Source organism: Synechococcus sp. A15-44 (assembly GCF_014280115.1).
Taxonomy (GTDB): domain Bacteria; phylum Cyanobacteriota; class Cyanobacteriia; order PCC-6307; family Cyanobiaceae; genus Parasynechococcus.
This window is the reverse complement of record NZ_CP047938.1, coordinates 1,529,335-1,554,403: the sequence shown is the minus strand read 5'-3', so window position 1 is coordinate 1,554,403 and position 25,069 is coordinate 1,529,335. Positions and strand designations below refer to the sequence as shown.

General features: G+C 61.1%; 28 protein-coding genes and 1 riboswitch. Of the genes, 18 read left to right on the top strand and 10 right to left on the bottom strand.

Annotated elements, in window-relative coordinates:
* Window positions 1-31: 31 nt before the first annotated feature.
* Window positions 32-1,060 carry an NAD(P)-dependent oxidoreductase gene (locus SynA1544_RS08760; protein WP_186513059.1) on the bottom strand — a complete coding sequence of 343 codons (1,029 nt, stop codon included), beginning with the start codon at window positions 1,058-1,060 and terminating at the stop codon, window positions 32-34.
* A 79-nt stretch (window positions 1,061-1,139) separates the two neighbouring features.
* Here SynA1544_RS08760 and SynA1544_RS08755 point away from each other — a divergent pair, with 79 nt between their 5' ends.
* Window positions 1,140-2,072, top strand: a complete 933-nt coding sequence (locus SynA1544_RS08755) for an LCP family protein (RefSeq protein WP_186513057.1) — start codon at window positions 1,140-1,142, stop codon at window positions 2,070-2,072.
* Here SynA1544_RS08755 and SynA1544_RS08750 read toward each other — a convergent pair.
* A complete protein-coding gene (locus tag SynA1544_RS08750; protein ID WP_186513055.1) occupies window positions 2,069-2,569 on the bottom strand; it encodes a hypothetical protein in 501 nt (166 codons plus the stop codon). The genes SynA1544_RS08755 and SynA1544_RS08750 overlap by 4 nt on opposite strands.
* A 56-nt stretch (window positions 2,570-2,625) precedes the next feature.
* Here SynA1544_RS08750 and SynA1544_RS08745 point away from each other — a divergent pair, with 56 nt between their 5' ends.
* The 4 genes from SynA1544_RS08745 to SynA1544_RS08730 all read left to right on the top strand — a co-directional run bounded on the left by SynA1544_RS08745 (window position 2,626) and on the right by SynA1544_RS08730 (window position 5,567).
* Window positions 2,626-3,621 (top strand): ribose-phosphate pyrophosphokinase, encoded by a 996-nt coding sequence (locus SynA1544_RS08745; RefSeq protein WP_186493414.1) that lies wholly within the window; start codon window positions 2,626-2,628, stop codon window positions 3,619-3,621.
* Between the two features lie 147 nt (window positions 3,622-3,768).
* Window positions 3,769-4,872: a glycoside hydrolase family 10 protein gene (locus tag SynA1544_RS08740; protein WP_370594111.1), complete on the top strand. Its 1,104-nt coding sequence runs from the start codon at window positions 3,769-3,771 to the stop codon at window positions 4,870-4,872.
* Between the two features lie 38 nt (window positions 4,873-4,910).
* Window positions 4,911-5,102 (top strand): hypothetical protein, encoded by a 192-nt coding sequence (locus SynA1544_RS08735; RefSeq protein WP_186513051.1) that lies wholly within the window; start codon window positions 4,911-4,913, stop codon window positions 5,100-5,102.
* A 231-nt stretch (window positions 5,103-5,333) separates the two neighbouring features.
* A complete protein-coding gene (locus SynA1544_RS08730; RefSeq protein WP_186510347.1) occupies window positions 5,334-5,567 on the top strand; it encodes a hypothetical protein in 234 nt (77 codons plus the stop codon).
* Window positions 5,568-5,761: 194 nt separating this feature from the next.
* Here the strand turns inward: SynA1544_RS08730 and SynA1544_RS08725 are convergent, their stop codons facing one another.
* Window positions 5,762-6,556 (bottom strand): metal ABC transporter permease, encoded by a 795-nt coding sequence (locus SynA1544_RS08725; protein WP_186513049.1) that lies wholly within the window; start codon window positions 6,554-6,556, stop codon window positions 5,762-5,764.
* Window positions 6,549-7,238, bottom strand: coding sequence for a metal ABC transporter ATP-binding protein (locus SynA1544_RS08720; RefSeq protein ID WP_186513047.1), 690 nt, complete (start codon window positions 7,236-7,238; stop codon window positions 6,549-6,551). The genes SynA1544_RS08725 and SynA1544_RS08720 overlap by 8 nt, the downstream gene beginning before the upstream one ends.
* Window positions 7,239-7,343: 105 nt before the next feature.
* Between SynA1544_RS08720 and SynA1544_RS08715 the strand changes: the two genes are divergently transcribed.
* Together SynA1544_RS08715 and SynA1544_RS08710 are read left to right on the top strand one after the other, a co-directional pair.
* On the top strand, window positions 7,344-8,261 hold the full coding sequence (locus tag SynA1544_RS08715; RefSeq protein ID WP_255477542.1) for a metal ABC transporter substrate-binding protein: 918 nt from the start codon (window positions 7,344-7,346) through the stop codon (window positions 8,259-8,261).
* Window positions 8,262-8,310: 49 nt separating this feature from the next.
* The gene (locus tag SynA1544_RS08710) at window positions 8,311-9,363 is read left to right on the top strand and encodes a hypothetical protein (protein ID WP_186513043.1); all 1,053 of its coding nucleotides are present in this window, start codon (window positions 8,311-8,313) and stop codon (window positions 9,361-9,363) included.
* Between the two features lie 77 nt (window positions 9,364-9,440).
* Here the strand turns inward: SynA1544_RS08710 and SynA1544_RS08705 are convergent, their stop codons facing one another.
* Genes SynA1544_RS08705 through SynA1544_RS08695 form a run of 3 tightly spaced genes read right to left on the bottom strand, consistent with a single transcriptional unit; the run spans window position 9,441 to window position 12,383 of the window.
* Entirely contained in the window at window positions 9,441-10,763 is a 1,323-nt protein-coding gene (locus tag SynA1544_RS08705) for a hypothetical protein (RefSeq protein ID WP_186513041.1), read from the bottom strand.
* Window positions 10,760-11,413 (bottom strand): TIGR03943 family protein, encoded by a 654-nt coding sequence (locus SynA1544_RS08700; RefSeq protein ID WP_186515519.1) that lies wholly within the window; start codon window positions 11,411-11,413, stop codon window positions 10,760-10,762. The genes SynA1544_RS08705 and SynA1544_RS08700 overlap by 4 nt, the downstream gene beginning before the upstream one ends.
* 13 nt (window positions 11,414-11,426) lie before the next feature.
* Window positions 11,427-12,383, bottom strand: a complete 957-nt coding sequence (locus SynA1544_RS08695) for a permease (protein ID WP_114987790.1) — start codon at window positions 12,381-12,383, stop codon at window positions 11,427-11,429.
* Between the two features lie 119 nt (window positions 12,384-12,502).
* Between SynA1544_RS08695 and SynA1544_RS08690 the strand changes: the two genes are divergently transcribed.
* Window positions 12,503-16,162 carry a hydantoinase B/oxoprolinase family protein gene (locus SynA1544_RS08690; RefSeq protein WP_186513039.1) on the top strand — a complete coding sequence of 1,220 codons (3,660 nt, stop codon included), beginning with the start codon at window positions 12,503-12,505 and terminating at the stop codon, window positions 16,160-16,162.
* Window positions 16,163-16,187: 25 nt separating this feature from the next.
* Window positions 16,188-16,472, top strand: a complete 285-nt coding sequence (locus SynA1544_RS08685) for a hypothetical protein (RefSeq protein ID WP_255477541.1) — start codon at window positions 16,188-16,190, stop codon at window positions 16,470-16,472.
* 77 nt (window positions 16,473-16,549) lie between these two features.
* Here SynA1544_RS08685 and SynA1544_RS08680 read toward each other — a convergent pair whose 3' ends face one another.
* On the bottom strand, window positions 16,550-17,053 hold the full coding sequence (locus SynA1544_RS08680; RefSeq protein WP_186513035.1) for an HdeD family acid-resistance protein: 504 nt from the start codon (window positions 17,051-17,053) through the stop codon (window positions 16,550-16,552).
* Between the two features lie 110 nt (window positions 17,054-17,163).
* On the opposite strand from SynA1544_RS08680, the gene SynA1544_RS08675 reads away from it, so the two are divergent.
* The 4 genes from SynA1544_RS08675 (at window position 17,164) to SynA1544_RS08660 (ending at window position 18,828) form a co-directional block, all read left to right on the top strand.
* A complete protein-coding gene (locus tag SynA1544_RS08675) occupies window positions 17,164-17,469 on the top strand; it encodes a hypothetical protein (RefSeq protein WP_186513033.1) in 306 nt (101 codons plus the stop codon).
* A gap of 81 nt (window positions 17,470-17,550) precedes the next feature.
* A complete protein-coding gene (locus SynA1544_RS08670; protein ID WP_186513031.1) occupies window positions 17,551-18,255 on the top strand; it encodes a 16S rRNA (uracil(1498)-N(3))-methyltransferase in 705 nt (234 codons plus the stop codon).
* Window positions 18,256-18,289: 34 nt separating this feature from the next.
* Window positions 18,290-18,598 carry a hypothetical protein gene (locus tag SynA1544_RS08665; RefSeq protein ID WP_186513029.1) on the top strand — a complete coding sequence of 103 codons (309 nt, stop codon included), beginning with the start codon at window positions 18,290-18,292 and terminating at the stop codon, window positions 18,596-18,598.
* Window positions 18,595-18,828 carry a hypothetical protein gene (locus SynA1544_RS08660; RefSeq protein WP_186513027.1) on the top strand — a complete coding sequence of 78 codons (234 nt, stop codon included), beginning with the start codon at window positions 18,595-18,597 and terminating at the stop codon, window positions 18,826-18,828. The genes SynA1544_RS08665 and SynA1544_RS08660 overlap by 4 nt, the downstream gene beginning before the upstream one ends.
* A gap of 9 nt (window positions 18,829-18,837) precedes the next feature.
* On the opposite strand, the gene SynA1544_RS08655 is transcribed toward SynA1544_RS08660, so the two are convergent.
* Complete coding sequence (locus SynA1544_RS08655; RefSeq protein WP_186513025.1) at window positions 18,838-19,287, bottom strand: hypothetical protein; 450 nt, start codon at window positions 19,285-19,287, stop codon at window positions 18,838-18,840.
* Between the two features lie 222 nt (window positions 19,288-19,509).
* On the opposite strand from SynA1544_RS08655, the gene SynA1544_RS08650 reads away from it, so the two are divergent.
* The 4 genes from SynA1544_RS08650 (at window position 19,510) to SynA1544_RS08635 (ending at window position 23,221) form a co-directional block, all read left to right on the top strand.
* The gene (locus tag SynA1544_RS08650; protein ID WP_186513024.1) at window positions 19,510-19,794 is read left to right on the top strand and encodes a c-type cytochrome; all 285 of its coding nucleotides are present in this window, start codon (window positions 19,510-19,512) and stop codon (window positions 19,792-19,794) included.
* 111 nt (window positions 19,795-19,905) lie between these two features.
* Window positions 19,906-20,055: riboswitch (cobalamin riboswitch) on the top strand.
* A gap of 7 nt (window positions 20,056-20,062) precedes the next feature.
* Window positions 20,063-20,695 carry a HupE/UreJ family protein gene (locus SynA1544_RS08645; protein WP_255477540.1) on the top strand — a complete coding sequence of 211 codons (633 nt, stop codon included), beginning with the start codon at window positions 20,063-20,065 and terminating at the stop codon, window positions 20,693-20,695.
* A 70-nt stretch (window positions 20,696-20,765) separates the two neighbouring features.
* Window positions 20,766-22,352, top strand: a complete 1,587-nt coding sequence (locus tag SynA1544_RS08640; RefSeq protein ID WP_186513022.1) for an iron uptake porin — start codon at window positions 20,766-20,768, stop codon at window positions 22,350-22,352.
* A 320-nt stretch (window positions 22,353-22,672) separates the two neighbouring features.
* Window positions 22,673-23,221: a Crp/Fnr family transcriptional regulator gene (locus tag SynA1544_RS08635; RefSeq protein WP_186515517.1), complete on the top strand. Its 549-nt coding sequence runs from the start codon at window positions 22,673-22,675 to the stop codon at window positions 23,219-23,221.
* 18 nt (window positions 23,222-23,239) lie between these two features.
* Here SynA1544_RS08635 and SynA1544_RS08630 read toward each other — a convergent pair whose 3' ends face one another.
* The gene (locus SynA1544_RS08630) at window positions 23,240-24,286 is read right to left on the bottom strand and encodes an extracellular solute-binding protein (protein ID WP_255477539.1); all 1,047 of its coding nucleotides are present in this window, start codon (window positions 24,284-24,286) and stop codon (window positions 23,240-23,242) included.
* A gap of 82 nt (window positions 24,287-24,368) precedes the next feature.
* Here SynA1544_RS08630 and SynA1544_RS08625 point away from each other — a divergent pair, with 82 nt between their 5' ends.
* Window positions 24,369-25,034, top strand: a complete 666-nt coding sequence (locus SynA1544_RS08625) for a Fe2+-dependent dioxygenase (RefSeq protein WP_186513020.1) — start codon at window positions 24,369-24,371, stop codon at window positions 25,032-25,034.
* Window positions 25,035-25,069: the final 35 nt, after the last annotated feature.

Genomic DNA, 25,069 nt, shown 5'->3' with positions numbered 1-25,069 from the left:
GGGGGGCCTTGGTCACCCAAGGATGGCGGCTTCAGAACAGCGCCGCATCCCCCAGGTCCTGCCCGGCCATGCCCTCCCGGGCCACGCGCTCAAAGAACTGCTCCAGCGTGTCGGTTCCATAGGACGGCGTGGCATCCGCGTCGTAGCACTGCTTCTGCTCATCCCAGACGAGCATCGATTCGCTGGCGTAGTAGCGGCCGATCCGACCAAATTCCGCCGTGTCGTTGATGCCTGGGAACACGCGAGCCAGGGCGCCCAGCACGGCGATCGGTGCATCCATCAGGGCAATCGGCACCGACAGCATCCGTTCGGGCTTGTTGAGAGCGCGGAAGAGCATCTCTCCCTGCTCCCGGGCGCTCAGCGCCGGACCCGGCCCCCCAATCGGCAGCACCTGGTTGCGTTTGGACGCGTCATGGATGCAGTCGGCCATGAACCTGGCCAGATCGGCTTCGCTGATCGGCTTGCAGCTGGCCAGGGTTCCGCCTCCGAACATCACGTAGGGGCCGCCCTTGCGGCAGCTTTCCACCTGTCCGCCCAGACTTTTGAAAAAGGCGGTGGGGCGAACGATGGAGTGGCTCATCTCCTCATCCGCCTGCAACACGGCTTCGAAGGCCAGCTTCGCCTTCTGAAATTCCAGCAGCGGCTTCTGCACACAGATGGCCGAGAGCAGCACGTAGTGGGCCACCCCGGCCGCCCGTCCCTGCTCGTAGGTGTTGAGGGTGGCTGCGTGGTCAATCGCCCAGGAATCCTTGCGGCCGCCGGTGCGGGACGCCAGGCAACTCACCACCACATCCGTGGGTTGATCGAAGGCCTCGGCGGCGATTGAGGCTGGATCGGTGACATCCCCGAAGCGCACCTCAGCTCCCGGGAATTCGGCGATCACCTCGTCCCTGCTCTGACGACCACCGATGCCGCTGCGCTCGCGGGCGAAGGCGATCACCTGGTAGCCCCGGTCCACCAGTTCTTTCACCACAAAGCGGCCGATGTAGCCCGTGGCTCCGAACACCACCACGCGCACCTGTTCGGGTGGTCGGCTGCGGTAGTCGTGGCGGAGGGACATCGATGACGGCTTCACGGGGCCCAGGCTAGGAACTGGAGATCTGGGCGAAACTAAGCGCCATTGCGGTTCGTCCAGCGAAATGAACTGGTTGTCGCCACCCCGAGTTCGCGGTGCGCTGTGTGTCGGTGCTGCCGTGCTGGGGATTGGTGTGACCGGGTGGTTGATGGCGACCCTCTGGCCAAAACCCGATCGCGTTGCCGCGGGCGCTCCGCTGAGTGCGGATCAGCCTGAAACTCTGGCCCCCTTCCCGGAGGTTCCGGTGACTGTGTTGGTGATCGGTGTTGATGCTGATCGGCTGGGTGCCGCCTCCAATCAGGCCGCGCCCAAGGGTCCCCCCAATGCCGATGCACTGCTGCTGCTTCGCATTGCTGCCCAGGAGCCGCTTCAGGTGCTCCAGATCCCCACGGAGCTCGGTGTTCAGCTCCCTGGTGAAGAGAATCCGGGACGCTTGGCTCACTTGTGGCGACGGGGTGGCGTCAGTCTTCTCAGCGATGCCATCCGCGACATTGTTGGTCTTCAGCAGGGTGATCCCAAGCGCTATGTGGTGATGCCCCGTGCGGCCCTGCGCCGCCTGGTGGATGGTCTGGGCGAGGTGGAGGTGGTGTTGAGCGACTCCTACAAACGCCAGGACAAGACGCAGGACTACACCGTCATGCTCCAGGCCGGACGACAGCGCCTCAATGGTGCCCAGGCGGAACAGCTGGTGCGCCATCTGCCCGATCCCAAGGCTGTCTCCCAGCGTCGCCAGCGCCAAAACATCCTTGTTGAGGGTCTGATCGAACAGGTCAAGGCCCCCAGTGGAATCGAAGTGATCCCTGGTTTGGTGAACCAACTGAACACTGAGGTGGAGACCAACCTCAGTCGTTCGGAGCAGCTGAGCCTGGCTGCGGCGATCGTCGCCAGCCCTGAACCCGCACGGATCAGCCGCCTGCCCCTGGCCGAGCGGGCCGGTGAACAGACCTTGCGCCAGATCGACGCCGGCGCCACCCTTCCACTCTGGCCCCAGCGTTAAGCCGGGCTGCGGAGTTGCAGCCTCCGGGCGAGGGCGTCAACGCATTCGGTCTGTTCCGGATGCTGTTCATCGGGAATCCAGCCCAGCCAGCTAAGGCCGTCCCGGCGTCGCGCTGGGCCATTCCAGGGGCCCTGGAGCTGCACCAGGCCGAGCAGCGGCACCTGCAGTTCCCGGCAGAGGGCGGCGTAGGCCGCGGCTGCGCCAGAGATTGAACCGTCCTGTTCAGCAGTGGTCAGCAGCAGCACCGGCTGACGCCAGTCGGCCAGGGCCTGCAGCCAGCTGGCATCACCCTGCGGGGTCGGCCGGGCTGCGTCGCCGCTGAGCCGCACCAGCCCTTTTGCCGCCGGGTTGGTCTGCAGAACCTCAGCCGGTGATGCACCACTGGCCACCGTGGTGAGAGGGCATCGGCAAGCCCTTGCCAGGGCTTCACAGGCCTGACGCATTTTGAGTTCAGGCAGGGGGCCCGCACCCACCAACAGTGGGAAACCTGTGGACATGGGGGCACTGCTCACCTCTACCATCGGATTACAGCAGAATTCGTTCCGCGGGCGCCGTGACAAGTTTCCTGACAGCAGCCCGTGCCGAACAGGAGCAGATGACCCCGGACAGTCGCCGTCTGCGCCTGTTCAGCGGCACTTCGAACCCTGCTCTGGCCAAGGAGATTTCCGCGTATCTCGGGGTGCCTGATGGTCCCCGCGTCTGCAAGCGTTTTGCTGACGGTGAGCTCTACGTGCAGATCCAGGAGTCGATCCGTGGCTGCGACGTGTTCCTGATCCAGCCCACCTGCGCACCGGTGAACGATCACCTGATGGAGCTGCTGATCATGGTGGATGCCTGCAGACGGGCTTCTGCACGGCAGATCACCGCTGTGGTGCCCTACTACGGCTACGCCCGTGCCGACCGCAAGACCGCTGGTCGTGAATCGATCACCGCCAAGCTCACGGCCAACCTGTTGGTGACGTCGGGCGTTGACCGCGTGCTGGCAATGGACCTGCACTCCGCCCAGATTCAGGGTTATTTCGATATTCCCTGCGATCACATCTACGGTTCTCCCGTGCTGGTGGACTACCTCTCCACCCAGGATCTGGGGGATGTCGTCGTGGTGTCTCCGGATGTGGGCGGTGTTGCGCGGGCCCGGGCCTTCGCCAAGCAGATGAACGATGCCCCGCTGGCGATCATCGACAAGCGCCGCACCGGCCACAACATGGCCGAAAGCCTCACGGTGATTGGTGATGTGGCGGGGCGGACAGCGATCCTGATCGACGACATGATCGACACCGGCGGCACGATCTGCGCCGGCGCTCGCTTGTTGAGGGAGCAAGGGGCCAAGCGGGTGCTGGCCTGCGCCACCCACGCCGTCTTCTCTCCCCCCGCAAGCGAACGCCTGTCCGTCGAGGGCCTGTTTGAGCAGGTGGTGGTGACCAACAGCATCCCGATCCCGCAGGACCGGGTCTTCCCTCAGCTGAAGGTGCTCTCCGTGGCCAACATGCTTGGGGAAGCGATCTGGCGCATCCATGAAGAGAGCTCTGTGAGCTCGATGTTCCGCTGATCGTTGGCCGCGGCCCAATGGACTGTTGAACGAGCGGGCTTGGTTCGGCTTGATCACGGTTGATCCGCGCCATCCTTGAGGCCCGGTGCTTCAACGGCGTTGGCTCAGCGGTGGAAGCCTCTGTTTGGTGTTGCTCTGGCCAGCCTGATGGCGGGGCTTCCCGCACCTCTGATGGCTGAGTCCCGATTGGACCGGTTGCTCCGAAACCGCAGCACGATGGGGGTGTGGCTGACCAACAGCCCCAGCCAGCTTTATTACGACCGGACGCGCATCAGCGCTGCAATGCAACAGCTGCAGGATGCGGGCTTCAATCGTGTGGTGCCGAATGTCTGGAGCCGTGGCACCACGTTTCATCGCAGCCGCTTCGCTCCAGTGGAGCCGCCGCTGCAAAAGGCTGGGGTCAGTCTTGATCCCATCTGCACCCTGGCGGCGGAAGGTCGGCGCCGTGGCATCAAGGTGATGCCCTGGTTTGAGTACGGCCTGATGGAGCCGGCCGATTCATCCGTTGTGCGCAACAACCCCAGCTGGGTGTTGGCCAAAGCCAATGGCCAGCGTTGGATGGCGATGCATGGCAACCATCGGATGGCTTGGCTCAATCCTGCCCATCCGGAGGTTCGTGCCCGCTTCATCGGCTTGGTGGTGGAAACCCTGAAGCGCTGTCCGATGGATGGCCTGCAACTGGATGATCACTTCGCCTGGCCGGTTCAGTTCGGTTATGATCCCACCACCGTGGCGTTGTATCGGCAGGAGACGGGACTGGCACCTCCTCGGGATCACAGCAATCGGCAGTGGATGAAATGGCGGCGCAATCAACTCACCTCTCTCTTGCGTGAGTTGCGGCAACGTCTCAAGCAGGAGCGCCTTTCCACCCGAATCAGCCTGTCTCCAGGTCCCTTCCGTTCGGCCTACAACCTCTGGCTGCAGGACTGGGAGCTCTGGGCTATGGGCGGGCTAATTGAAGAGTTGGTGGTGCAGAACTATGCCTATTCGGTTCGTGGATTCGCCAAAGACCTGGATCAGCCGGCGCTGCGCAAAGCCCGCAGCTGGGGCATCCCTTCGCAGATTGGTGTGTTGGCGGGATTCGGCAAGCGCACCACCTCGATGGCCGTTCTGGAGCAAAAAGTCCGACTGGCCCGCCAGCGCGGTCATGGTGTGATCTTTTTCTACTGGGAAGGGTTATGGGGCAAGCATGTGGCGGAGCGGTATCGAGATCCTCGTCGGGCAGCATTCACCAGGCTTGGATCTGATTGATCAGCTGACCTTGCTCGACACGATCGTTATTGAGTTGCATGAAACAGTTCACCGAAACCAGTTCCGACCCCTATGACCGTCATCACTACCGCGTTTGGTTGTGTGATGGATCGTTCAAGGATGTGGAGAGCTACGACGAAGCGCAACGTGTTTGGTATTCCAGTAAGACAAGGCCAAAGACGATTGAAGTGATGCAACCGAAGCGACGCGGCAGTGCCAAAGGCTTTTAGAGATTTTGATGAACTTGATCGTGATCAATCGAGTTTTGGATCACCTGAGCTAACAGCAGTGAGCTTCCTTATCTGAAAGGCCCACGTCAAGAGTTCGCTCTCGCTAATATAATGAATCTGCAGTTTCTGTATCAACTCTGCTGACGTATGATTGGTGTTTTCAACATTGATATATTCGGAACGGTAATTCAATGTTTGTTCGTGGCTGAGAAGTTGTGAGATTTTTGAGTGATGAATCAGTTTGAACTTAATCAGATCCGTTCCAAGCTTCGTCGGCTCGATCTCGATGATCAGTTCATCGAGCGGTATCTCGAAAAGCTGATCAGGAATAAAGAGCCGTTTGTGACGGCATCGAAGGCCATTGATCGTTGGGAGAAGAAAGATTCAGGCCAATTTGTGCTTCAAGCCCTTGCCTGTGGTTTGATTGCAGCCCTGGCTGGTGGTTGGTTCGCCGTTGTTCAGTAGCGGAGTGAATGCGTCATGAACGATGCAAGCTTGATTGCCCTGTTCAGCGTGGGGATGGCCTCAACGTTGACTGTGTTGTTCCTGGCCTTTCGGCGCACCTTCCGCCAGGAGCAAGAACGCACATTGATGAGGAGAATGCGGCGCCGCCTTGATCGGATGTTCTTAAAGCAAAAGCCATAAAACAGGCCTCTCAATCACTTTTGCTCTGCGGTGTTGACCCTGTAGGTGAACAGAAGTGCCAAGCACAGTGTTCCAATCAGTGGACCCGGGGGCAGGTCAACAGCAATCGCCAGCATCATCCCGCCGCCACACAGAAGCAGCCCCGTGCTCGCGCTGCGCAGCATGAGTTCCTTCAGGCTTCGGCTGCGCTCCACGTGCATCAGCACCGGAGCGCACAGCAGGCCGATCACCAGAATCACCCCCACGGCTGTGATGGCACTGATCACAACCAGGGCCGTGATCAGGCTGCAGATCAGCCGAATTAAGAGCACCGGTCGCTTGGCGATGGCTGCTCCCTCGGGGTCAATGCCAACAAACACCAGGTCGCGGTAGCCCCACACCAACATCGCCAACAGGGCACTGGCTGAGATGGTTGTTCGCAGCAGATCTGTTGTGGTGGCAGCCAGCAGATCGCCGAACAGAATTGTCTCCAGGTCCACCCGTGCCTCTAGCAGAGGCACCAACAGCACGCCCAGGGCGGTGAAGCCTGCCAGCACAGTGTTCATGGCGCCCTCTTCCCGGCCTTTGAAGCGTCGGTTCAAGCGTTCAGCCACCAATGCTCCCAGCAGTCCACTGATCAGGCCGCCGATGCTTGGGTCGATGCCGATGGCCAGGGCGATCACCAAACCGGGAAGAACGGAATGGGCCATCAGGTTGGCCAGCAGCACCCGGCGTTGGGTGATCAGCAATGCTCCAGAGGCCGGACAAATGGCCCCGATCAACAGCGAGATCGTCAGAGGCAGAAGCCACCAGACGTCGGGCTCAACCACAGCAGTGGCTCCCCATCATGCAAGTCAGGTCGCTCAGTTTTTCTCGAACCGTGTTGGGTGATCCGTTGGCCAGGATTTGGCCGTCCATCACGACCACCTGGTCGTAGCTGTCGAGGGCGCTGCCCCAATCGTGGCTGCTCACCAGCAGCGTCTGGCCGGCTTCCGCCTGATCCCGCATCACCTTGAGCAGGTGCTCGCGCGTCGGTGGATCGATGGCGCTGCAGGGTTCATCCAGCAGCAGGATGTCGGTCTGCTGCATCAATCCTCTTGCCAGCAGGACGCGTTGTTGCTGGCCGCCCGAGAGCTGGTTGAGGCGTCGTGAACCCATGGCTCCCATGCCGACGCGTTCCAGCAGCTGTTCGCAGTGGTGCGCTGCTGTGGCTTTGCCCTTTTTGGGCGTCCCCAGCTGCACCATGTCGCGGGCGGTGATCGGAAACGACCAATCAATGGCTGCCCGCTGGGGCATTAGGCCGATTGGCTTGCTGGTGTTGATTGTTCCTTGGCTGGGTTTCAGTCGTCCTTCGATCAGATGCAACAGCGTTGACTTGCCGGCTCCGTTGGGCCCCACCAGCGCCGTCAGTGTTCCCGCTTGGAGTTGCAGGTTGACGCGGTCGACGGTGTTGCGACCTCCGTAGCTGAAGCACAGCTCTGTTGTGCTCAGCACACACGACGAATGGCTCATCAACTCTTGGGTGGCCGGACTTGGGCCTCTTGATGTTTTGCACATCCCATGTTGGCGAGGGATCAAGTGCTCAGCAAAATGATAATCATTCTCACCAAGACGTCCATGCGTCCTGTTTTGGCTCGATCGGCGGGGGTCAGCCTTGCTTTGGCCATTGGAGCTGCCGTAGTTCCGGCCTATGCGGCTCAACCTGTGGTGGTGGCCGTCGACGGCACGCTCTGTGATCTCGCCAAGACCCTGGCTGCCGGTGCCGCGTCGGTCACGTGCCTGATCCCTCCTGGTGGTGATCCCCATTCCTATCGCTTGAAGCCCAGTGATCGCAGCCAGATCGCCAAGAGTGATCTGGTTTTGCACATCGGTTTCGGGCTGACCCCGTCGGCCAAAAAGCTCAAGTCACCAGGAACGGTGGTGGCCGTCGGTGAAGTCGCTCTGCCGTCCTATGGCGGCAGCGACCCCCATGTCTGGCACGACCCGGCCAATTCCGCAGCAATGGTGCGGGTGATCTCAAGTTCTCTGGCTCCCGTTCTGCCAGCAAGTGATCGTGCGGCATTGCAGCAACGCACGGCTCGTGCCGTTGCTGTTTTACAGGCTTTGCAGAGCTGGGAAGCCAAGCAGTTCAGTTCTTTGCCCCCGGCCCAGCGGGTCCTGGTGACCGATCACAGGACCTACAGCCATCTCGCAGATCGCTTCGGACTTGTCGAGATTGCGATGTTGGACAGTCACACCACCGGTGGCGTTTTGCGACCCTCCAGCCTCAAAACAATCACCCAAGAGGTGAAAGCATCCGGTGCCAAAACCATCTTTTCCCCCACTGCTTCTCCGAACAAAACCCTGAGGCGCATCAGCAAGTCCACGGGATTGCCGATCGCGTCCACACCGCTTTATGGAGAGGGCATTGCTGCCGGTCGTAATGCCGTTTCAACAGCGACCCTCAACGTCTGCACGATCGTCAAGGGCCAGGGAGGCTCCTGCGACACCGCTGGGGCTAATGCCTTGAACACGCAGTGGTCATCGATCCGGTGACGTAACGCCCTTTTCCTCTTCCGTCTTCTTTTTTCTTCCGTCTCGTCTCATGTCCCGTTCACGCCTTGCCCTGCTGGCTCTTCTGTTGAGCCCGTTCGCCTCCATTTCGCCTGCCGAGGCCCATGGCTCCCATGGTGGTGGAGAGTCTCTCGAGGCCGGTGAATTCGATTTCACGCCCATCATCACCATCGAAGGCCATGGTGGATTTGACACCAACCTTGAGGGTGATCCCAAGCACTACGCCATCGATGGCATGTTTGGTGGCGTCTTTGAGTGGGGCCTCGCAAATGGCGGTTCTTTTGCGATCGAAGCTGCAATTGGGCCTGCTTTGGTTTGGGGAGAAGCAGAACACTTTTACGGCAAGGTTCACGTTGATGATCACGACGATGACCATGAAGAAGAACATGACGATCATGATCATGAAGAAGATCATGGCGATCATGATCACGAAGACGATCATGATGATCGCGAAGACGATCATGATGATCACGAAGACGATCATGATGATCACGAAGGACATGATCACGGTCATGACCACAGTCACGACACAGACTTCAAGCGCACCGATATCAAGGGCTTCCTTCAGGCCCGTTATGCACCGAATGACCGCTTAAGTTTTGAGCTGTCCTGGAACCCCTATTACGTCACCAAAGACCAGGGTGAGGACATTCAGGGCTTGAAGAATGAGCTCGGAGCGAAGGCGATCTGGGCTTTGGGTGATGGAGATGTGAATTTCGCCCTTGGCGATGGTATCGAGGATCTGGTGAATGGTGTTTATCTGTCCGTGGATCACCGTCAGGGTTGGGAATCCGATGGGATGTATGTGGGCAACTACACCGATCCTCGTGTGGGTCTGGGTTTCACATTCGGTGGTGATGAAATCTCCTTGATGATTGAGGCTGGTCCTCGCTTTTATGTTCCAGGCAGCTATGCAGGATTGGATTCGCGTACAGATTACGCCGGTGAAATCGAACTTTCGGTGCCGGTTGGTGATGCCACGCTGTTTCTGCACTGGCAGCATGTTTACAGCTGGGAAGATGCATCGGGCTGGGGTGAAGGTTGGCAGCACCATGTCGGCACTGGCGTGACGTTCACCTTCTAAGCCTCAACAATCGATTGAACTTTGTTTGATCAGGAGGGCAGCTTTGCCCTCCTTTTTTGTTGCTCAGCTTTTGTCGTTCAGCCCGCATTCAGCCACTGGGCTTCGCTGATGGGTGTGTTGATCACCTTGATGATCTTCAAGCTGTCGCCATCGATCAGGCCGGCACGGGCATGGGTTTGCTTCGCTCGCGTCAGCGTCATCAAAAGCTGGTTGGTCACCGGGTTCCACTGGATGGGGCTGCCCGCCTTGAGCGTCCATGGCTCCAGGACCCTGCGTTGTGTCACCTCTCCCGCGTCGCTGATCAGCACCAGTTCGTGATTGCCCCGTTGCTGCTCCCAGCGCCCCAGCACAGCCCAGATTCGTTTGCCGCGGTTGTCGCAGGCCACCCCCAGTACCGCCTGATCACCGAGGTGCAGTTGCTTCGGTGCCTGCCCTGGAACCACCAGCTCGATCGAGCGCCTGTAATCCGGCCAGTGCCGGATCAGCACGGCCCGTCCTGAGGCACCGCAGAAGGCCCCCAGTTCCCGGCTGCCCGGAAGCATCTGCGGCTTTTGCTCGGTTGCCTGCAGGGGGCGGAGGCTTAGGCCGTTGCTGGTGGGCATCACCACCCCCCCTCCAGCCGGAAGCAACTGCATCGGCCCGGAGGGTTTCAGGGCTAGATCCTTGCGTTTGCCATCGGCCTGCAGCAACAGGGCTTGGTCACTGCCCGGCTGGAACCCACCGCTCTGCACCAGCAGATCCCCATTGAGATTGCTGCTGAGATGAGCGAAGAGCACCTCCCCTTTCAGCAGGGGTTCCGTACGGCTCAGCGTTGGTGGCCCCAAGGCCGCCCGGCGGTTGGCGGTGCTGCGGGGCGTCAGTTGATCCCACCACACCTGTTCGGTGCCGCTCTGATCGCGTCCCACCAGGGCGATACCCCGGCCATTTCCGAGGGGGACGACGCTCGGGATGGCGGGCCAGACCCGACTGATCGGTATCCATGCTCCTGATCGCGTCTGCAGTTGAACCTGCTCACCCCCCTGCACGGGACGTGTTGCGATCAGCCAGGGTCTCGGGTCCCACCACCATTGCTGCTGTTCCAGCCGCAGCCCGCGTTGGTCGTCCCCTGCGACCGATAGCTCGAGCGGAGCCTTGAGCACGACATCCGCATCGATCACCATCCGCAGTGCTGTCGTCTCCCCCAGCCATTGCTGGGGCACGGCCGGAGTGATTCGGGTGGCCTCGCTGACCCGGGGCCGATTCATCGGGCGACTGAACTGCAGATCCAGGGCTGCGCTGCCGCTTTGCACCTGCTGGGGCACCAGGCGCAGCAGCCGCGGAGGCTGTCGCAATAGCAGCTGTTGCTGCGCCAGAACAGCGGCGCAGGCCATCAGCATCAGCAGCAAGGGCCGCCGCGTCATGGTTCCAGGGGCCGTTCGGGCCTGGCAATCGGCGTGATGTTTTGGGGAATCACGACGGGGATGCGCCGTTCCTTCCGCGTCTGCACGCTCATCGTTCCCTCGATGGCCAACCACTGGTTGGTTTGAGGGATGAACGACTCCGGCCACTCCACGGCCAGGCCAGCGGGTGTGGCATCGGCCAGGCAACAGCGCACCGTGAGCCGGGCGATCAGCGGTGGGCCCTGGGGTTGCCTCCAGACAAAACCGCTGATGCGTACAGGATTGCCGGCCACAAGGTCGGGATCGGGCTGGCTGCGCAGCAAGCGCACCCATTCCGTGAGGCTGCGTTGTTCGGGGGGCAGAACAAAGGCCAACTCCGGTGGATCGGGCAGGCCCTGGGGGCGGTTGCTGGCCAGATCGCTGAAGGAGGGACTCGGCGGAAGAACCAGCACCAGCGCAGCCATCACGCCGCTGAGCAGCCAGGGCCAGCGCCAGCGTTCGTTTTGCTTCTCTTTTTTCAGCAGAACGGCCACGCCCAGCATCAGCAAGACCAGGCCGGTGACTCCCACCAGGCCATGGAAGACCCCGCGAAGCAGCAGATCGAGGCGTCCGCTGTGGAAGCTCCACAACAGCGTCAGGCCCCAGAGCAGCAGCAGGGTTCCGCGCTTCAGCACAACCGGCCCCTCACAGCAGCCACAGGTTGATCCACTGACCGATCAGCAGCACGCCAAGACTGGCACCGATCGCCGTGATCAGGATTGCCCTTGGCCGCATCAGCACGGTGAACAGGCCCGCGAGTTTTAGGTCCACAACGGGCCCCAGCAAGAGGAAGGCCAGCAGGGCTCCTGGAGTGATCTGAGCGGCAAACCCCAGGGCAAGAAAGGCATCCACGCTGGAGCAGACCGACACCACCACGGCCAGCAGCATCAAGGCCAGGATTGATGCCGTCGGCGCGCCCCCCACGGCCAACAGCCAACTGCGCGGCAGCCAGGTCTGCACCAGGGCCGCAATCACGCACCCCAGCACCAGCAGAGCCAGCAGATCGAGAAATTCGCGGCAGCTCTGGTCCAGCACCTGCCAGGCCTTGAGGCGCCTGCCGTTCATGGATCGGGGCGGGCTGGGTGATCCGCCGATCACACCACTGCTGCGCTGCAGCAGCCCCAGGTTGCTGAGGGGCTGGCTCATGCGGCGTTCCTCCAGCAGCGCCGTTGCAAGAAGCTGCGTCTCGGGCAGTTGCACCAGCAACAAACTCAGCAGGATCGACAGCAGAAAGGCCCCCAATGGCCGGGCCACCAGCAGCCAGGGCTGATCGGGAAACGCGGCCCAGGTGCTGGCCAGCACGATGGGATTCAGCACCGGAGCTGCAAACAGAAAGCCGAAGGCCGTGCCCATCGGTGCACCGCTGGCCAGCAGACGGCGAGCGACGGGGACGTTGCCGCATTCGCAGGCCGGAAGGGCAAAACCCATCAGGGCCCCGATGATCGGTGCCAGCACGGGGTTCTTGGGGAGCCGTTCGATCCAGGCACCCGGTGGCACGGCCCATCGGGCCAGCCCTGCGATGGCAACGCCGAGCAGCAGAAACGGAACGGCTTCCAGCAGTAACCCCTGAAAGATCGCCCAGGCCGTGGCGAGCTTGTCCAAGCGTTCGGGCGGCAGTTGCTTCTCAACGTTCTCAGTTCAGCTCGCCCATCGGGGGGCGTCGACATGGTTTGTTGATCGGCCTGCGCGGCAGGCTGGGACGACGTAGGCCAGGGCCTGAGATGGGGTGGTGCTTCTGGATTGATCGCGGTGGCACCTTCACCGATCTGATCGGTCGCGATCCAGAAGGCCAGCTGCACGTGCGCAAGGTGCTCTCGGAGCAGGCTGGTGTTGGAGACCCTGCGGTGTCGGCCATGGAAGCGATGTTGGCGTCGGCTTCACCGCCCGTGGATCTGGGGGACGTCGACGACGTGCGTCTCGGCACCACCGTGGCCACCAATGCGCTGCTGGAGGGGGCTGGCGCTCCTTTGTTGTTGCTCACCAACGCCGGGCTGAGGGATCAGCTGTGGATCGGCGATCAACATCGCGACGATCTGTTCGCGCTTGAGCAGCCCCAGCGCCCCTTCCTGGCGCAAATGGTGCTGGAGCTGACCGGTCGGCTCGATGCTCGGGGTGAGGAGGTGGAGCCCCTGGTGCTGGATCAGCCGCTGCGGCGGCGGCTTGAGGAGCTGCGCCGTTCCGGCCTGGACGTCGCCGTGGTGGCGTTGTTGCATGCCCAGCGCAACCCAGCCCATGAGCAGCGCTGTGCTGCATTGCTGCGGGAACTTGGCTTTCGCACCGTGGTCTGCTCCCACCAGGTGAGTGTGATGCCCCGCCTGGTGCCGCGGGGGCAGACGGCCTTGGTGGAGGGGGCCGTGCATCCGGTGCTGGATGGCTACCTGCAACAGGTGCAAGGGGCGCTCGGTGCCGCCACGCCCCTGCGGGTGATGACCTCCAGTGGAGCGTTGCAGGCTCCAGACAGGCTGCAGGCCAAAGACACCATCCTTTCTGGGCCGGCGGCGGGGATGGTTGGGGCGATCGCCGCGGCGCGGATGGCCGGCTTTGACGGGGTGACGGTGCTCGGCTTCGACATGGGGGGCACGTCGACGGATGTGTTCTGCGTGGCTTGCGCCGATGCGCAGGCCCTGCGGCAAGTGAAGGAGCAGACCGAGATCGCCGGCCTGCAGTTGCTGGCCCCACGTCTGCCGATTGAAACCGTTGCGGCCGGTGGCGGATCGGTGCTGGAGCTCCAGGGGGAGCGGTTGCGGGTGGGGCCCCACTCCGCCGGAGCACAACCGGGCCCGGCTTGTTATCGCGCCGGCGGACCGCTCACCATCACCGACGCCAACCTGCTGCTGGGGCGTCTGCAGGTGGACCGCTTCCCAGCGGTGTTCGGCCCGTCCGGGGATCTGCCACCGGATGTGGAGGTGGTGCGGCATCGCTTCGCCGAGCTCGCGGCAGCGCTGGGGCAGACCCCGGAGCGGGTGGCATCCGGGGCGTTGCAACTGGCGGTGGAAACCATGGCTGCTGCGATCCGCCGGGTGTCGCTGCATCGCGGTGAGGACATTCGCGGCGGGATGTTGGTGGCCTATGGAGGGGCTGGTGGTCAGCACGCCTGTCGCCTGGCGGATGAACTGGGGCTGAACACAGTGCTGTTGCATCCCATGGCCGGCGTTCTCTCCGCCTTCGGCATGGGTCAGGCCCGCCAGCGCTGCCGGCGGCAGGTGCATCTCGGCACTGCCCTCTCGCCCGAGTTGTTGGCGGCCCTGCCGGATCAGGTGGGGCGGCTGATGGCAGAAGCGCAGGAGACCTTGCATCGCCAGGGGGATGGTGCTGATGCCGAGGCGGGGGAGCCGGAGGTCTGGGTCAGCCTCGCCCTGCGTTATCCCTCTGCCGAGCAGACCCTGGTGCTCCCTTGGTCCGCTGAGCAAGGCGTTGATGCCGTGATCTCGTCCTTCCAGGCGAGCCATCAGCAACGCTACGGCTACTGCATTGATGCCGATCAGGCCTTGATCGTCGAACAGCTCAATGTTGAGGTCACAGCTCCCCAACAGTTCGACGCCACAGCCACAGCCACAGCTACAGCAACAGCCGCAGCTGAGAAGGCCGAACCAACGCCAGAGGTGCAGCCATCGCCGCAGGTGTCGATGCACCTGGAGTCGACCGGCTGGACGCAGGTGCCGTTGCTCAACCGCAGTGCCCTGCGGCTGAATCAGCGGCTTGCAGGGCCGGCCCTGATCGCCGAAGCCACGGGCTGCACGGTGCTGGAGCCGGGCTGGCAGGCCCGGGTGGCGGAGGGGGGCACGTTGTTGCTGGAGCGCTCGCATCCCGCAGACGCATCACCGCTGCTGGCCCAGGCCGGTGCCCACGACCCGTTGCAGGCGGAACTGTTTCGCCACCGCTTCATGGCGATCGCTGAACAGATGGGGGAACAGCTGCGGCAGAGCAGTCGCTCCGTGAACATCCGCGAGCGCCTGGATTTCTCCTGCGCGTTGTTCGATGCCACGGGGGCCCTGGTGGCCAATGCCCCCCACATTCCGGTGCACCTCGGATCGATGGGCGACAGCGTCCGCGACCTGCTGGCCCAGGTGGCGATTGGTGATGTCGCACCGCTGCAGCCCGGCGACACGCTGCTCAGCAACGACCCTTTCCATGGCGGCACCCACCTGCCCGACATCACCGCTATTTCGCCGGTCTTCTGCAACGGGGATCAGCCCAGCTTCTTTGTGGCCAGCCGGGGCCATCACGCCGATGTGGGTGGCATCGCTCCCGGATCGATGCCGTCCTTCAGTCGCACCATTGCCGATGAGGGCCTGCTGCTGCGCAACCAGCTGTTCGTGCGCCAGGGCAGGGTTCTCGCCGCTGATCTGAAAGCGGTGTGGAGCGGCATGGCGACACCGCCCCGCAACCCTCCGGAACTGCTGGCCGATCTGCAGGCGCAGGTGGCGGCCAATCAGGCGGGGATTTTGGCGCTGCAATCCCTCGTGGAGCGGGAGGGGCAGACCCTGGTGCAACGGCAGATGACCCTGCTGCAGCAGGACGCAGCCCGCAGTGTTCAGCGGCTGCTGTTGCGCCTGACGGACGCCCGGCATCAGCTGGCCCTGGATGACGGTTCCTGTCTGGTGGTGCAGGTGAACCTTGATCCCAACCGCCAACGGTTGCGTTTGGATTTCAGCGGAACATCGCCCCAACGGCCGGGCAATTTCAACGCCCCCCTGGCGGTGACCCGGGCGGCTGTGCTGTACGTGATCCGTTGTCTCCTCGACAGCGATATCCCCTTGAACGAGGGCTGTTTCGCGCCACTCGATCTGGTGGTGCCGGAGGGCTGTCTGTTGAATCCGCGGACCCCCGCCGCTGTGGTGGCCGGCAACGTGGAGGTGTCTCAGGCCCTCTGCAATCTGCTGTTCGCGGCTTTCGGCGCCCAGGCGGCCGGCCAGGGAACGATGAACAACGTCAGCTTCGGCAATGGCCGCTGCCAGTACTACGAAACGGTGGCCGGTGGTGGCGGCGCCGGTGAGGGCTTTGCCGGATCGGTGGGGCTGCAGTCGCACATGACCAACTCGCGGCTGACGGACCCCGAGGTGCTGGAGAGCCGTTATCCGGTGCGCTTGGAATCCTTCGCGGTGCGCTCCGGCAGTGGCGGCCAGGGCTTGTGGCCCGGGGGCGACGGCTTGGAGCGCACGATCCGCTTCCTCGAGCCGATGAGTGTGTCGCTGATCAGTGGCTCGCGGAAGGTGGCCCCGTTCGGTCTCAACGGTGGGGCCAGTGGTGCCTGTGGCGAGAACCTGCGGCTGGACCGTGAGGGGGTGGCCCATCCCCTGCCCGGTGCCGTGCAGCTGGAGCTCCAGGCGGGCGAGGCCATTCGCATACTCACCCCAGGGGGAGGCGGCATGGGACGTTGAGGAGGGGATGCCTTCTGGTGGTGTGATGCCGATGCGATCACAGGGTTGGTGGTTGAGCGTGCTGCTGGGCTGCAGCCTCAACGGGGCTGCCCATGCCAGAAGCCTCGACCAGCAGATGTTCCAGTTGCAGCTGGTGATGGATCAGATCCGTCTGGCCCGTTCTGTTGGTGATCACGTTGGGGTTTGCGTTGAATCCCGCCGGGCCAACAATCTTGTGCTCGATATTCTTCCGGCCCTGCAATTGCACCGTCCAGGCCTCAATCACGCTGCCTTGCAAGACAGGATCCTGTTGGGGTTTGATCAGTGTTGAAGCCCCTCTATCAGTTGTTGGTGTGAATCAATCTGGGCCAAGATTGACGTTTTCCCGATGAAGCAGTGATGCTCGATTCATGCCGGTTCTTCGCTGGGCTTCTGCAGAAGCTTGATTGCTGATGAGAACAGGGTGATGCCGAACAATGTCCCCAATGCCCAAACGCTGTCACTGGGCCACTCGAGTAACAAAAGCAGGCCAATGCCTGCAGAAAGCAATCCATCGAGCAGCCCCAATCCAGCCATTGGTCCCTGCGATGTTGCTCCTGCTGCAAGCTCCATGATTCCTTCCACCAAGACCACCAATCCGGCGAATAGGGTCAGGCTGATCTCTCCTTCGACTGGGTCAACCAGGATGAAGATTGCTCCTCCGATGTAGAGCAGTGCCGAGAGCACACGGAAAAGCTTTCCTGGTGCATTGTCTTGCCCCAATCTCAGCAGTTGACTCACTCCTGCTGAAAAGGCGATTCCACCGAGGGCGAGCGTGAGCAGCGTGGCTGAAATGAAGGGCAGAAGGATCGCAGCGATGGCACCCAGGATCAGCAAGATTGCCGCAAGTTGCCTCTGGCGTACGGGGGACATACAAGCGAGGAAAGACTGTCGACCCTAAGCCCGTTTTTTGAAAACCAGCATGACGACCCATTGTCGATCGGCTTCTGCGGATTCAATCTGAATGCAGCAAAGCTGATGGCATGGGTTTGCTTCAAACGATCCAGGGACGGTTGCTTCAGTACGACTCCCCGTCGCGGCAGTTGCAACAGGCCCATTTCGACGCAGCCCGACGTCTGGCCCAGGCTCAATTTCAGCTGGCTGATGCCGAATTAAGCCAACGCCTCTGGCAGGACGTGGCTGATCGTGATCTCGATGTTGATCGGATCCTGAATCTTCTCTATGGCTGCTGGTTCCAAGATGATCCTGCGGCGCTGCGTGCTGCCGACGCTGAGTTTCAGGCGCGCCGCCAACGGGAGTTGATCCCCGGGGTGTTCGAACACTGCTGAGAATTTTGGGCCGCGGGGATGGTTCTGCTGAACTGACGGATCTGTTGGTGACTACGTGCTGTTGATCCCAGAGATCCAGCCATGAACATCGTTGTTCTCAACCGTTCGGATTGGCTGGATGAACGGAAGGTTCGTCTTGTGGATCGCCGGGCGGATCACATCCGTTCGGTGCTTCGGGCTGCGGTGGGCGACAGCATCCGGGTTGGTGCGCTGAATGGCGATCTGGGCCAGGGCCGCATCTGTGCCCTGGATGCAGATGCCGTGATGCTGGAGGTTGACCTCAACCAGCCACCGCCGCCCCGCCATCGGTTCGACATTGTTCTGGCCTTGCCGAGGCCCAAGGTGCTGCGCCGTCTGTTGCGCACTGTGGCCGAATACGGCGTGGCCAACCTTCACTTGATCAACTGCGCCCGGGTGGAAAAGAGCTATTGGCAGTCGCCTTTGCTCGCACCCGAGAAGGTGCACGACGCGCTGCTTGCTGGGATGGAGCGCGCCAGCGACACGGTGGCGCCCCGGGTGCATCAGCACAGGCGATTTCGACCCTTTGTCGAAGACCAGCTCAAGGATCTTTGTGCCGGACGGCCCTGCTGGATGGCCCAGATGGGGGCCTCCCTTCCCTTGCGCGACACCCCTTCTGGGGAAGCTGTGGTGATGGTGGGACCGGAGGGCGGTTTTGTTCCTTTTGAACTGGAGTTGGCCCAGGCGGTGATCGCGCAGCCTGTGCATCTGGGATCGCGCACCTTGAGCGTGGACACGGCCCTCACCACCGCGCTGGCCCAGGGATGATGGTGATGCGTGTGTTGCTTCAACGGCGACGGCAATGAACGATCTGGCTGGCTTGCAAGCTCTTGTGGAGGACGTCGGGTCCGGAAACGTCATCGATGCCGAACTGCTCGATGGGTGCCCGGTGGAAGCTCACGAACTCGATGAAATGGATGCGTCCCAGGCCGCGCAGGTCGCCGCCCATTGCTTCGGCCTGCTCTTCGATCACAAGGTGGAGCAGCAGGAGGGGATCGAGGCGGATCTCGATGCGGGCCTGTGGACCGGCACCGTTGAAGGCTTCGGGTTTCAGATCAGCCGGGATGACGTCGGCGATCTTGTCCTCGATTTCTCGAGCCAGCCGGCATGACGGTTGATGAGCTGCGCAGCGACCTGACGGCCCGGCTGGGTGAGCAGGTGGAGCAGGTGTTCACCCGTGATGGAGCCTCTGTTGACGACATCACCGAGCTCTTCCAGCCCTCCCCTGCTGGTTTTGGTGGCCAGCTGCGACTGAAACGCAGCGGCCGCCGTCTGACCTGGGAGCTCTGGCTGGAGGACGGCGACTCCTGGAACTTCCATGCAGCCGATCTGGCCGAGTGAGCCAACCTGCTACAGCGTCTGCGGATGCAGGCGACTGGGGCGATAGGAGAGCAGGAATTTCTGCTCGTCGTTGGCCCTGCGTTTCACGGCCGTGATCAGGTCTTCCCCGGTGTTCCAGACCCAGATCTGATCGCTGCTGTCTGCCTCTTCAATGCTTGTGCTGAGCGGTGAGCCGTGGCGGGCTCGCAATCCGGCCAGCACCTCTGTCATGTCGTCGATGGCGAACTCATAGGCCAGCGATTGCAGGCCCTGGGTCTGGCTCAATTCAAAGGTGACCCGGGAGACCGGCAATCGGTCCAAGAGCACGTCGTGGGCTTCAAATCGCTCCTGAGCCCGATCTCCGGTCGATTGAACGGGCCCCAGATGGGCATGCACCTGATCCAGCGGCATTCCCCAAGCCAAACCTTCCACACAGGCTGAAGCTGGGGTCCCATGAAGGAACACCACAACCACTGCCATCAGGGCAATCAGGAGTGATCTCACTGTTGGTTATGCCCCGTGATGCGTTGTGCCCATTCTGCAGAGCCTGTCTTTTTCTTTTCCTAAAGACAACTTAAGAATCATGTGCTTTGAATCGATTGCTGGGGCTTCAAGACCAAGCTTCGTGAGTCAAAACACCTCTTCACGCGTTACCTTCTTTCTCTCGCGCTTGCCGCTTTGATCGCGTTGTTTGCGCCTTCCATGGTTTCTGCTGCAGATGTGGCCCATGGTGAGCAGGTGTTTTCGTTGATTTGCGCGGCTTGCCACATCGGAGGCGGCAACGTTGTGAACGGTCAGCGCACGCTCCAACAGGACGATCTCAAGGCGTATCTCGCCAACTACAACGACGGCCATGAAGAAGCCATTGCGTATCAGGTGACCAATGGCAAGAACGGCATGCCTGCTTTCGGCCCAAAACTGAGCGATGCAGATATTGCTGATGTTGCTGCTTACGTCGAATCCCAATCGGTCAAAGGCTGGTCTTGATTCAACTGACTTGACCACATCGCAAATCTGAGCCCAACGCTCTCCAACCGTCCCCTGGCTGGTGCACCGGTCAGGGGCTTTTTGATGTGGAACTGACGCTCTGTGGTGGCGCCGGTAGGGTGGGGTGCTGGTTTCAGCGGGGAACAGCCGCTGAAGGAAACGGGGAAAGAGCAGTGAAAATCTGCCGCTGTCCCGCAGCTGTGAAACGTCGGCTCTCCGCCCACGTCAGTCAGAACGCCCGCCAGATCAAACCGACGAGGATCGACTTTTGAATTCTTTGCCACTGGCCCTGCGCAGGCCGCTGCAGATCGCCGGCCCTTCGCTTCTGGCGGTTCTTCTCCTGGCCAGTCCGGCGTTCGCCCACCACCCCTTTGGCATGGGCGACAGCGCTGCCCTCACCCCCCTGCAGGGATTGCTCAGTGGCGTTGGTCATCCGCTGCTGGGTCCTGACCATCTCCTGTTTCTGCTGGCCATCGCCTTCATCGGCCTGCAACGTCCCCGCGCCTGGGTGATTCCTCTGCTGGCTGCAGGCCTGGGCGGCAGTGTTCTGTCGCAGTTCATCCCCCTGCCGGATGCCGTGGCTCCCTGGGCGGAGGCCATGGTCTCCCTCAGCCTGGTGGTGGAGGGTTTGATGGCCCTCACGGTGGCCTCCACCCGTTGGTTGCTGCCGCTGGTGGCCCTGCACGGTTTTCTGCTCGGCAGCACCATCGTTGGTGCGGAACCTACCCCGCTGTTCACCTATTTCCTGGGCCTGCTGATTGGCCAAGGCGCGCTGCTGCTGGTGGTAAGCAACTGGTCCATGTCTCTGGTTGAGCGCCTCGGCTCCCAGGGGCAACGGCTTGGCGCCGGCATCTGGATGGGTATCGGCATGGCCTTTGCCTGGGTTGCCCTGATCGACTGATCACGAGCACGCCGTTTCACAGCGTCTGACCCCAGGGATCACCTCTGGGGTTTTTTATCTCTTCCCAGTCATGACGTTTCTCCAGCAACTGCTGGTGGCTCCTGCTGCCCTTGGCCTGATAGCCCCTTTGGCTGTGGTCAACAGCCCAGCCGCCCATGCCACCGAGCTGAACATCAACGGCGTTTCTGATTACGCGGCTACTGCCAGTGGCAACAGCCTTGATCAGGTCACCAGCGTCACCCAGTTCGCCGACGTTGTCCCCACCGACTGGGCCTATCAGGCTCTGGCCAACCTGGTGGAGACCTACGGCTGCGTCGCCGGTTACCCCAACGGCAGCTTCCGTGGCAACCGGGCCATGACCCGCTATGAAGCGGCCGCCCTGCTGAACGCTTGCCTCGACCGGATCACTGAAGTGACCGACGAGCTGCGTCGTCTGCTCAAGGAATTCGAAACCGAGCTGGCCATCCTCAAGGGTCGCGTTGACGGCCTCGAGGCCCGCGTGGGCGAACTGGAAGCAACCCAGTTCTCCACCACCACCAAACTCAAGGGCCAGGCCACCTGGGTGTTCGGAGCCAGTCGCTTCAAGGGATCCGCGTCCCGGCTGCGTGCGGAGAGCAATGCCGAGTTCGGCGGAACCGTATTCAATTACGACCTTCAGCTGGGGTTGGCCACCTCCTTCACCGGCAAGGATCAATTGATCACGGTGTTGCGTGGCGGCAATTTCGACGGAGACGGCAACGTCTTCGGCAGTGGAGGGCCGTCGGGCCTCGCCACCCTGGAAACTGCGTTTCAGGAGGGTGATCGCCCCAATCTGGTGGCGATCGACAAACTCTTCTATTCCTTCCCCTTGGGGGATGAGATCACCATCACCACCGGCCCGATTGTTGGCCAGGAAGACATGCTCGCGATCTGGCCGAGCGTCTATCCCAGTGATCCGATTCTCGATGTGCTCACGGTGAATGGAGCTCCGGGGGCCTACAACAAAAACAAAGGTGCGGGCGTGGGCATCAGCTGGGCCGCGGAAAGCGGAGCCCGCGCGTCGGCCAACTATGTGGCGGCCAATGGTGCATCAAGCGACACACGTTCCGGTGGTTTCGCCACCGACGAGGCTGGGGGCACCGGCACCCTGCAGCTGGGTTGGGAGGGTGACAACTGGGGCGTAGCTGCCCTCTATTCCAAGGTTCAGAACGGTCAAGACCTGATCGTGTATGTCTCCCCCTTCGTCAGGGATCGCTTCAGTGATCAGGGCGTGACCCACGCCTATGCCCTCGGTGGTTTCTGGCAGCCGTTGGAGAGCGGCTGGCTTCCTTCGCTGTCGCTCGGTTGGGGCATCAATCAATCCGACACCCAGCGCAAGGGCCAGGTGAGCACCAGTCAGTCCTGGAGGGCTGGGCTGGAATGGAACGATGTGTTGATGGCGGGGAATAATGCCGGAATGGCTGTGGGCCAGCCTGTTTTTGCGACGGATCTGCGAGGTGGCGACACCCCTGCTGATGGCCAGTTCATCTGGGAGTGGTGGTATCAGTTCCAAGTGACCGACAACATCAGCGTCACCCCGGCGCTGTTCTATCTGTCGCGACCCATGGGTGAGCTCACACCGGATGGTTCAACCTTCCAGCAACTGGGCGGGCTGATCAAAACGACATTTGTGTTCTGAGCCGTGAATCAATAGCGACCCCGCGCGGTTGCAATGGATCAACCCCCTGTTGAAGGCCTCGTTGAACGTGGTGGCAGCCCGTCACCACGCCAATGCTTCGGATTCAAGGGGATGCCCAGTTGCTCCGTGCCCTGCTGTTGCATGCCAACGAGCAGGTGTCGGCCGCAGTTGAGAAAAGGTCTCAAATCAGTGGGCTTATTGAGAATGACTTGCAATATCGACAAGAGATCTGTACTGTTGCGAGGAATTCTCAATCGCGATAATCCGTGACCGCGTCCGCCTACCGCTTCCTGCCGGACAATCCGATTGCTCCGTTGAGCATGCCCCGCTCGCAGACGGTGCTGATTGATCCAGCCGGGCGTGATCAGGCCACGGTTCTTGAGGTGATTGAAGGGGTGTGCCGCGTGTACTGCCCCTGTGAAGAAACGGAGGGAATGACCCTGGCGTTTCTGCAGTCGGGCGATCGCCTGCGCACCGATCGTCTCTGCAGTGATGGCGTTTGCATCGAGGCCCTCACCGCCCTGAAATTTCGGCGTGACGCTGTCTCAACGGATGAGCTGGGTCTTGATGCGGTGAATGAATGGACGCTCCAGCTCCTGCGCATTCGTCATCTGGGTCAGGCTGAGCAACGGCTGCATGCCCTGATGGCGCTGCTGGTGAACCGACTCGGGTTTCGTTGCCGCGATGCGTTCCAACTTCCGTTTCGCCTCACCCACGACCGCTTCGGTGAACTCATCGGTGCAACCCGGGTGACTACCACTCGCCTGATGTCGAAATGGCGTCAGGCGGAACTGGTGGCCATGGCGTCCGGTGACGTCACGATGCAGCTCTCACCAGAGTTGATCGCAACTTCACCGCTTCAGTTTTGACGATATGGCTCGCTGGCCTCAGCGCCAGCCAGCCTGAGCCATCACTTGAATCGCCTTTTTCTGGTTGGCACCGATCGCGCTGATGGGCACGTTGTCGGCGGTAAACCGTCCGTACTGTTTCAGCACATTTGAGGAGCCCTGACTTTTCAGTGGGTATTCGTGGGTTGGCCCAGCAAGCGCCTGGCTTCCCTGCGGAGATGAGAGGAATTCAATCAACTTCACCGCTTCCCGTTTGTTTTGGGCTGAAGTGGCAATGCCAGCTGCGCTGATGTTCACGTGAGCTGGATTGGGCATGATTAATCTCACATTCTTTGCAAGCTCCTGATCACCCTTGCCTTTGTCTCCGGCTTGCATGCGTGCCAGGTAGTAGTGATTCACAACGCCAACCCCACATTTGCCCTGGCCAACGGCACGAATGAGGGATGTATCTCCGGAGAAGAAGGGCTGCTTGACATTGTCCACCATTGACCGGACCCAGGCTGTTGCTCCGGCTTGACCCTTTAGAACAATTTGGTCAGCAACAAGGGATTGGTTGTAGACATTCTTTCGCTTGCGCAGGCAAAGCTTTCCTTTTAATTCCGGCTTGCCGAGATCGTCGTAGTTGTTGATCGTGGAGGGATTAACAAGCTTGGGGTTGACAATGATCGAGCGCACGCGTCTTGTTAAGCCAAACCAGCGGTTGGATGGGTCCCGATAGCGCGCCGGGATGTTCGCTTTCAGTGTGTTGCTCTGAACCGGCTGCAGCAATCCTGCATTGGCTGCATCATTGATGCGCGCAGCATCCACCAAGAGGATGACGTCTGCCTTGGAGTTGCTTCCCTCCCGTTTGAGCCGTTCCACCAGCGAGATGCCGGTGGCTTCAATCAGTCGAACTTTGATCCCTGTTTTCTCGCTGAAACGTTTGAAAACCTGTCGGTCAGTGTTGTAGTGGCGACCTGAATAAACACGCACTTCTTGCGCACCAACAGCGGCGCATCCAACCAGTGGAGCAACGAGGCAGAGTCCAGCGAGAACCTTCAACATGGCTTTACTCTTCATCTCACCATCATAGGTGTTTGATGTCATCTCACTGAGCCAGTTTGTGCGATGTTTTCGTATCATTTGGTCGACTGTCTAGGGTGGTGCAAAGGTTTCGCACTCATTGCGGATGGATCATCTTGTGCGTCCACTGCTTTCGCCGGCTGATGTTGATTCCATTCATCAGCAACTGAGTGCTGCCGACCTGCCTTGGCTCGATGGACGACTCACGGCGGGAGAGCAAGCGGCCTCTGTTAAAAAGAATCATCAACTTGATCCTGAATCTCCTTTAGCAACTCAGGTGGCGAACTCGGTGTCGCAGGCATTGAAAGCAGATCCTTTGATCAAGAGTTTCACTTTGATCCGCAAGGTGCACAGTGTCTTGATTTCCCGCTGTGCGCCTGGCGATGGATATGGATGGCATGTGGATAATCCGTTTTCTCGTTATGGCCGGCGCGATTTGTCCTTCACCGTGTTTTTAAGTGAGCCGTCCTCCTATCAAGGCGGAGTTTTGCAGTTGCAGACGGGTCAGCATGGTGAGGAATTTCGTTGTTGCGCTGGAGAGGTTGTTGTGTATCCCAGCTCCTTATTGCATTGCGTTGCGCCAGTAACGCAGGGGACGCGCTACGCCTGTGTCGGCTGGATCGAAAGCTATGTGAAATCCGCTGAGGATCGTTTTTTGTTGTTCAACCTGGATGCTGGAGCGCGCGGATTGCTGGCCAAGCATGGACGTTCGGATGAGCTTGATCTCGTTTTTCAGGCCTATTCCAATGCTGTCCGGCGGCTCTCAGATTGATGGTGTTTCAAATGATGCGTTGACCTGGCTCATTC